7 protein-coding genes are annotated in these 7,486 nt (G+C 64.9%); 3 read left to right on the top strand and 4 right to left on the bottom strand.

Features of this window, described 5'->3' with window-relative positions; genetic code table 11:
- The 4 genes from QOC69_RS20965 to QOC69_RS20950 all read right to left on the bottom strand — a co-directional run.
- A partial coding sequence (locus tag QOC69_RS20965) for an acyl-CoA dehydrogenase family protein (RefSeq protein WP_526443137.1) occupies nucleotides 1-261 on the bottom strand: 261 nt, incomplete at its 3' end.
- The gene (locus QOC69_RS20960) at nucleotides 261-1,964 is read right to left on the bottom strand and encodes a class I adenylate-forming enzyme family protein (protein ID WP_526443135.1); all 1,704 of its coding nucleotides are present in this window, start codon (nucleotides 1,962-1,964) and stop codon (nucleotides 261-263) included. The genes QOC69_RS20965 and QOC69_RS20960, both read right to left, overlap by 1 nt.
- Before the next feature lie 116 nt (nucleotides 1,965-2,080).
- Nucleotides 2,081-2,890 carry an enoyl-CoA hydratase/isomerase family protein gene (locus QOC69_RS20955; protein ID WP_526443133.1) on the bottom strand — a complete coding sequence of 270 codons (810 nt, stop codon included), beginning with the start codon at nucleotides 2,888-2,890 and terminating at the stop codon, nucleotides 2,081-2,083.
- A gap of 10 nt (nucleotides 2,891-2,900) precedes the next feature.
- Nucleotides 2,901-3,881: a quinone oxidoreductase family protein gene (locus QOC69_RS20950; protein WP_526443130.1), complete on the bottom strand. Its 981-nt coding sequence runs from the start codon at nucleotides 3,879-3,881 to the stop codon at nucleotides 2,901-2,903.
- 223 nt (nucleotides 3,882-4,104) lie between these two features.
- Between QOC69_RS20950 and QOC69_RS20945 the strand changes: the two genes are divergently transcribed.
- The 3 genes from QOC69_RS20945 to QOC69_RS20935 are packed head-to-tail and all read left to right on the top strand — an operon-like array spanning nucleotide 4,105 to nucleotide 7,240.
- Nucleotides 4,105-5,241, top strand: a complete 1,137-nt coding sequence (locus QOC69_RS20945; RefSeq protein WP_526443128.1) for a helix-turn-helix transcriptional regulator — start codon at nucleotides 4,105-4,107, stop codon at nucleotides 5,239-5,241.
- Nucleotides 5,238-6,329, top strand: coding sequence for a helix-turn-helix transcriptional regulator (locus QOC69_RS20940; RefSeq protein ID WP_526443126.1), 1,092 nt, complete (start codon nucleotides 5,238-5,240; stop codon nucleotides 6,327-6,329). The genes QOC69_RS20945 and QOC69_RS20940 overlap by 4 nt, the downstream gene beginning before the upstream one ends.
- Nucleotides 6,326-7,240 (top strand): 1,4-dihydroxy-2-naphthoyl-CoA synthase, encoded by a 915-nt coding sequence (locus QOC69_RS20935; protein ID WP_526443124.1) that lies wholly within the window; start codon nucleotides 6,326-6,328, stop codon nucleotides 7,238-7,240. The genes QOC69_RS20940 and QOC69_RS20935 overlap by 4 nt, the downstream gene beginning before the upstream one ends.
- The last annotated feature ends 246 nt before the right edge of the window (nucleotides 7,241-7,486 follow it).

The following is a 7,486-nucleotide window of genomic DNA, read 5'->3' as shown; positions in this document are numbered from 1 at the left end:
TTCAGGAGCACCGGCCCGATCGACTTCCTCGTTGAAGATCGCACGCAGTTTGGCGTCGGCGCCCCCGCCGCCGTACTCCTTGGGCCAGGACAGACCGGCATAGCCGGCGTCGAACAGCAGCTGCTGCCATTTGCGCCAAAAGTCGAGCTTGTCCTCCAGCCGCGCGGGTTCGGGCCCGCCGAGCTGCGGCAGCGTGTCCTGCAGCCACGCACGTGCCCTCGCCCGAAATTCCGCCTCGGCTGCAGTGTCCTTGAGCTCCATCAGTTGACGCCCGAAACTTCTTTGGCCTGTGCGGCTTCGGATTCGAGACGTCGTTCGATGTCCTTGCGCAACTCGTGTTTGAGTACCTTGCCGGTCGCCGTCATCGGCAGGACGGCCACGGCGACCACACGCTCGGGTGTCTTCTGGATCGGCATGCCCTTGTCGAGCAGGAAGTCACGCAGGTCCTCGACGGTCGGGGTGTCGTGTCCTGATGCTGTGACCACAAAGCAGCACACCCGCTCGCCGAGCCGCTCGTCGGGCATGCCGACCACCGAGAAGGCCTGCAACGCAGGATGATGGGCCAGGTGGTCCTCGATTTCGCGGACGCTGATGTTCATGCCGCCGCGGATCACGATGTCCTTTGTCCGACCGGTTACCCGCACATACCCGTCGGCGGTCATCCGGCCCAGATCGCCGGACCTGGAGAAGCCGTCCTGGGTGAACAGGGCCGCGGTTTCCGCGGAGTTGCCGAGGTATTCGATCATGTGGGCGGGCCCACGGTATGCAATGTCGCCCTCGACGCCGCGTGGGACCTCGCAGCCGCTGTCGTCGAAAATCTTGACTTCGGCACCCGGCATCGCCGTGCCGTCGGAGCTCAGGGCACGCGAGACGTCGTCGGTCACCGAACAGGTGGTGGTGACCAGGTTTTCGCTGCGGCCGTAGAGGCTGAGGACCTTGATGTTGGGAAGGGCTGTGCCGGCCCGCTCGACGACCGCGGCGGGAACGGGCGCGCCGGCGCACGTCCACAGTCGCAATGATGACAAATCGTGGCGCGCCGCGTCGTAATCGGACAACAGGGTGTGTAGGAACGTCGGGGCCGTTACGGCCGCGGTGCAGCCGTAACGGGAAATCTCCTCGATGCCCCGGGCGGGATCCCACTTGGCCATGACATGGGTCGCCGCTCCGGTCAGCATGGGCAGCAACACGCTGGTGACGAGCCCGGTGGTGTGGGCGATCGGAGAGGGGCCGAACTGGACGTCGGATTCGGTGTAGCCGAACGGCCCCACCATGGCACGCGCGCCCGCACAGTAGGTGTTGAACGTGTGCACACATCCCTTGGGCCGCGAGGTGGTTCCGGAGGTGTAGACGATGACGAACGGGTCGTCGGGACCGGGCGGGTCGTCCAGTTCGCGCAGGGCGCTGTCGTCGTCGGTGTCGGCCTCCAGCTCCTGCAGGGTGAACACGGCGTCGTCGGCGTCGACGACGGCTTGGGCGTCACTGTCAGGACGGGCAACGATGATGGTCAGATCCGGATGCTCTCGACGCAGACCCAGATACATGTCCAGATAGTCGAACTTGCTGAAGTGCGCCGGTGTGAACACCGCTTGTATGTCGGCGTCGGACAGCACATAGTTGACGTCCTCGTGGCGGTAGATCGGCATGATCGGGACCATGACGACGCCGAGTCGCGACAGCGCGGCCAGCACCTGGATGAACTCGACCCAGTTGGGTAGCTGCACGGCGGCAGTGTCACCGCGTCGCAAGCCCTGCCGGTGCAGACCGACGGCCAGGCGCTGGCCGGCGTCGAAGAGCTCCCGATATGTCAGCGACCGCGTTCCATCCGTCGCGAACACCTTGTCGGGGTTTTCTTGGACGCGCAGGGACAGCAGGTCGTGGACTGTCTCCGTGGACCACAGGCCCTCGCGGTAGTAGTACTCGATCTGCTGCGGGCTATAGCGGTCGGTGTACGGGCTGGGCTTCATCGCGCATTCCTCGTTCTGGACCGACCTCCGGAAGGCGCACCGGAGGCTGCAATTCTTGAAATCGTAGAATGGTCAGACCGAAACGGCAATCACCCGAACGAGGGATAGACGCGCGCTCACGCGTTGCGCCACTGCGGGGCGCGCTTCTCCTTGAATGCCCGCACCCCTTCGATCAGATCGTCGGTGGTGAAGGCGAGGGCCAGCTGGGCCTGAAGGTAGTCCAGCGCAGAATCCAGCGGCAGATCCCTGGTCGCCGCCAACGCCCGCTTACCCATTCCCATCAGCAACGGTGACTTGTCGGCGATGTCGGCCACCCACTGCCGCACGGCGTCGTCGAACTCGGCATCGGGCACTACCCTGTTGACCAGCCCAGCCGCGGCCGCCTCCTCGGCGCTCAACAACCTGCCGGTCATCATCAGTTCGTTGGCGACCAGACGCCCCGTGGCGCGAAAGATCAAGGCCGAGATCATGAACGGAAAAGCGCCGACGTTGATTTCAGGGCAGCCCAGCCGGATCGACTCCTTGGCGATGACGAGGTCGCACGCCAACGCGATGCCCAGCGCACCGGCCAGCACGTCGCCGTTGGCGGCGCACACGACCGGTTTGTCGATTCCGGTCAGGTTGCGGTACAGGGTGGGGAACCGTGCCAGCCCCGCATATTTGGCGATGATGGCCCGGTCGTCGGCGAATGCGTCGAGATTGCCGCCGGAGGAGAAGACCCGAGGGTGTGAGGAGGTGAGTACGATGACCCGGACGTCGGAGTCCGACGCCGCGCGCGTCAACAGCGCGCCCAGCTGGTCCAGCAGCGCATCAGAGAGCGCGTTGCGCCGTTGCGGGTCGTTGAGTGTCAGATAGGCGACCAGGCCGTCGGCGCCCGCACGTGCTGGCTCGACCCGGTATGTGACAAGCTCTACCGACTCGGTCACGGCGTACCTCCTAGTTGTGCGTCAGCACGCATTTGCCGAAAGTCCTTCCGTTCTCCAGGTATTCGTGGGCTTCGGCGGCTCGGTCCAACCGGAACTCGCGGTCGATCACCGGCGCCCTCACGCCACACCGGTCGATCATGTTCAGCAGGCCGGCGAAGTCCCTGCTGCTGCCCATGGTCGTTCCGAGCAGGTCGAACTGACCGAAGTAGAAGCTGCGGATGTCCATGGCGGCGGTCTGGGCGGCGTTGGCACCCAGCACCACGAGCCGGCCACCTGGACGCAGCGCACCCACGGACTCCTCCCAGCGGCCGACGGGGTCCAGGACCAGGTCGAATCCGGTACTGCCTGGCGACATCGCACGCGCGCGCTCGGGCCAATCCGAATCGGTGTGCAGCACGCCGCCGCGTGCGCCCGCGGACACCGCCCGCTCGATCGTGTCGGCTGACGAGGAGGTGACGGTGATGGCTGCTCCTGCCGCCACCGCGAGGTTGATCGCCATGGTCGCGACCCCTCCTCCGGCACCAATCACCAGCATGGACTCACCTTCACGAAGCCGCCCACGCACGAACAGAGCGCGATAGGTGGTCACTCCTACCAGCGGCAGCGAAGCTGCTTCGGCCCAGCTCAGCCCGGTGGGCTTCGGGGCGACACAGTCGCCTGGCACGCTGACCAGTTCGGCATAGGTGCCCGGAGTGCGATCGCCCAGGATCTCCCAATTCTTGCCAGGAGCATCCTCGCGATCGCCCCACCACAGCGACGGCAACACCACGACGTGTTCGCCGGTGTCGGTGCGCACACCGGCGCCGTCGGCGCCTATGACGTGGGGCAGCCGCGAGCCGTAGCGGCCTTGGCGCACGAGCACGTCGTGCCAGTTCAGCGCGCTGGCCTGTAGCGCTACCGTCACCCAGCCTGGCCGGGATGGGGGGTTGGAGAACTCGCCGGGACGCAATACCTGGGCGCCCCCGAACTCATGCATTATCACTGCGTGCACCCACGCCTCCTTATGGCCTGACCATTAGACCATCGCGATTCTCGGCGTGCAAGGACGTCCACCGAAGATCGCCGGATGAATATTGACGACCATGTAGACATCTGCATCACTTTTGACAATTCGTTGTGACGCGCATGACACATCGTTATAATTTTGGTCTAATGGTCTGACCGTACAACGCGGCAAGATCGTAGGCCTGCAGGAGGTAGTGATGGTTGCTCGAGTGCCCACGGCGGTCAGCACGGACTCATCGACCTTGGATGAGCGCGTCACGTCGGTCGTCCTGGCCGCCACTGACCTTCTCGAGCTCGGGCCTGCCGACTTACCGCCGGCTGATGCCCAACCACGGTTGATCGATCTGGCCCGACGGATCGGCGAGCGGATCGCACTGGCCGAACCGTCCGACGAATCGCTGGCAACCGGCGAACTGTTGATCTCGATCCTGAGGTTGCGCTGCGAGCAACTCGATCACGATCTTTCCCGGAAGGTGAGATCGCTTTCGGAGATCCGCAACGCCCTGTCAAGCCTGCGGGGGCTGCGGCCGGCCGAAATGATCACCGCCGCGCCAACGGTCTTGAGTCGGGAGTTCGCCTTCGCGCGGACGATGATCTCGACTGTGCGGGGCTCGCTCTGGCTGCCCCAGAACCTCCACATTGCAGAAAGCGAAGCGGTTGATCCCCAAACGCAACCGTTCCGCAGTTATGTCGACGGCGCGCACATCCAGTTGGCGGATGCCCCGCTGGAGACGGAACTCGTGCGTAAGCGTTGCGGCGCCTTTGTCCCCACGCCAGAGTATGACAAGCGCACCTTCAAGGAGATCGTCGAGGTTGCCGGTTGTTTCGGGTACGTCGCCGCCCCGATCACTGTGCAGGGCAGAGCAATTGGGATGCTCCATGCCGACCGTCCCGGGCGCACCGGTGTCGTGACGATGGAGCATCTTGAACAGTTGGAGGCGTTCGCCGAGTGTCTGGCGGTGGCGTTCGAGAGCGCCGTGCTCGAAGAAAAGGCCGCCCAGCAGCGCCTCGAAGTCGACAGTCTGTGTGGCAACGTCGACGAATTGCTGAGCCGGTCGGGCGGATCGCCGTTGTGGTCGATGGCAGGCGCCGTGACAGCACAGCGACACGATGCTTACCTGCGCAGCGACCAAGCCACTTCCATATCGTTGACCGCCCGGGAACGAGAAATCATGGCGCATGTGGCGACCGGCGCCACCAACGGCCAGATTGCCCGGTGCCTGGTGATCTCGGAGGGGACCGTGAAGTCGCATCTGAAACACATTGCAAAGAAACTCAATACGTCCAGTAGGGCAGCGGCGGTTGCGGTCTATTCTGGCATCACCGCTGGGGCGGGATCACGATGAATACGAATGCCCGCGCGATAGTGGCGCAGCTCAACGAGCTCGATCGGCAGCTGTGCAGCGCGTTCAACATCTCGCGATCGGGCGATGCCACGACGCTCGACGGGGCCATCGCGATGTCAGCGGCCACTACGGATCGACTGCTGGTTGGCGAACGCGACAGCGGCGACGACACCGCATCGCCGAGAGCGCACAGTGCCTTGGCGCCATTTCTGCGGGTGCAGGTGGAAGCGCGCGAACTGCGGTCCGGAGGTCCCGTCGGTGTGGTGCGGTCATTGACAGAGGGCATTCGTCGCATGAAGAAGGCGGGCTCCCTGCAGGGCCTCGGGCGCCAGGCGTGCAGTGAACTCTGCGACGCGTTGGGATTCGAGCGCGCATTCCTGTCGTTCGTGGAAGAGGACGGATTCGTCGTCGAGGAATCGGACCACGGCCTTGGCGGTCCTACCGTAATCGCCCGTCGGCACTGTCCGGCAGAGCAGGCTTGTATTCGCCTGCGCGACACCGTCAGGACGGGTAAGGATGACATGCCCGCCTCGCCCGGCTACCGCGAGCTGCTGGTCTCCGCGAGCTATCTTGTCGCCCCGGTCATCGCCGAATCGCGGGTCGTCGCGCTGATTCACGTCAGCCGCATCGACCAGTGCGTCACGACGGGAGATGTCGATGTGCTCGACGCATTCGCGTCGGCGTACTCGTTGCTTCACGAGCGGATGCTCAACACCGAACGGGTGCACCAGCAGCGGACGTCGATCGCCCGTGCCGCGGCGCGACTCACCGAAGAGGCTGACCGTATCGCCGCGGCGGCCATCAGCCTCGACATCGAATACGACGATGCTCTCGAGCCCCCCGCGATAGCAGCGGATTCCGCCCTGGCGGCTGCGCTCTCGGAACGGGAGCGCCAAGTCTTCGGAATGCTGGTCATAGGGGCGTCCAACGCCGACATCGCCGATGAACTGGTCATCACGGTGGAAACCGTCAAGACACACGTGAAGCGGATCCTTCGCAAGATCGGCGCCATCAACAGGTCCGAAGCGATCGCGTTGTTCATCGACGAATCCGACAAGGGGCCACGGCGACACGGCCATTCACGTTGACCGACAACCCTTTTGATCCCGCGCTGTGGGAGCCGGTAGCAGGCTTCAACGAACTGACCGACATCACATACCACCGCCACCTCGCCGGCGGCGCGTTGCAGCCGACGGTGCGCGTAGCCTTCAACCGTCCGCACGTGCGCAACGCGTTTCGGCCCCACGGTGTCGACGAGTTGTACCGGGTGCTCGATCATGCGCGGATGTGGCCTCAGGTCGGTGTGATCCTGTTGACCGGCAACGGGCCCAGCCCCAAGGACGGTGTGTGGGCGTTTTGTTCGGGTGGGGATCAGCGCATCCGTGGCCGCAGCGGCTATCAATACGCCACGGGGGAGACCGCCGACACGGTTGACGTCGCCCGTGCGGGCCGGCTGCACATTCTGGAGGTGCAGCGTCTGATCCGGTTCATGCCCAAGGTGGTGATCTGCCTCGTCAACGGGTGGGCCGCCGGCGGTGGGCACAGTCTGCACGCGACATGTGACTTGACGTTGGCCAGCCGTCAGCATGCGCGGTTCAAGCAGACCGACGCCGACGTCGGCAGCTTCGACGGTGGTTATGGCAGCGCGTATCTGGCCAAGCAGGTCGGGCAGAAGTTCGCTCGTGAGATCTTCTTTCTAGGCCGGCCCTATACCGCCGAGCAGATGCATGCGATGGGGGCGGTCAACGAGGTCGTCGAGCACGCGGATCTGGAATCGGTGGGCCTGCAGTGGGCGGCGGCGATCAACGGCAAGTCGCCGCAGGCGATCCGGATGCTCAAGTACACGTTCAACCTGGCCGACGACGGCCTTGTCGGCCAGCAGCTCTTCGCCGGTGAGGCAACGCGGTTGGCGTACATGACCGATGAGGCCGTCGAGGGCCGCGACGCCTTCCTGGCCAAGCGTGACCCGGACTACGGACGGTTTCCGCGCTACTTCTGAGGAGTCCCGAGCGGTGCTACACCGCACTGGGCCACGGCATGAAGGGCAGCGCGAGCTCGGTGACGGTGGCGGCCAGTGCCGCGTCGACGCCAGACCGATGCCCGCGGGGTCAATCACGAGTCATTCCTCCGGTTTCGCGCGGCGGGACGACCGAGGCCCGCCGCAACCACCCCTGGAGGTCGTCGATCACCTGTCTCCGGTTGATCTCGTTGAGGACCTCGTGTCGCGCGTCCTCGTACACGCGAA

This window comes from Mycobacterium sp. (assembly GCF_032162105.1).
Taxonomy (GTDB): domain Bacteria; phylum Actinomycetota; class Actinomycetes; order Mycobacteriales; family Mycobacteriaceae; genus Mycobacterium.
This window is presented reverse-complemented; position numbering and strand designations above follow the sequence as displayed.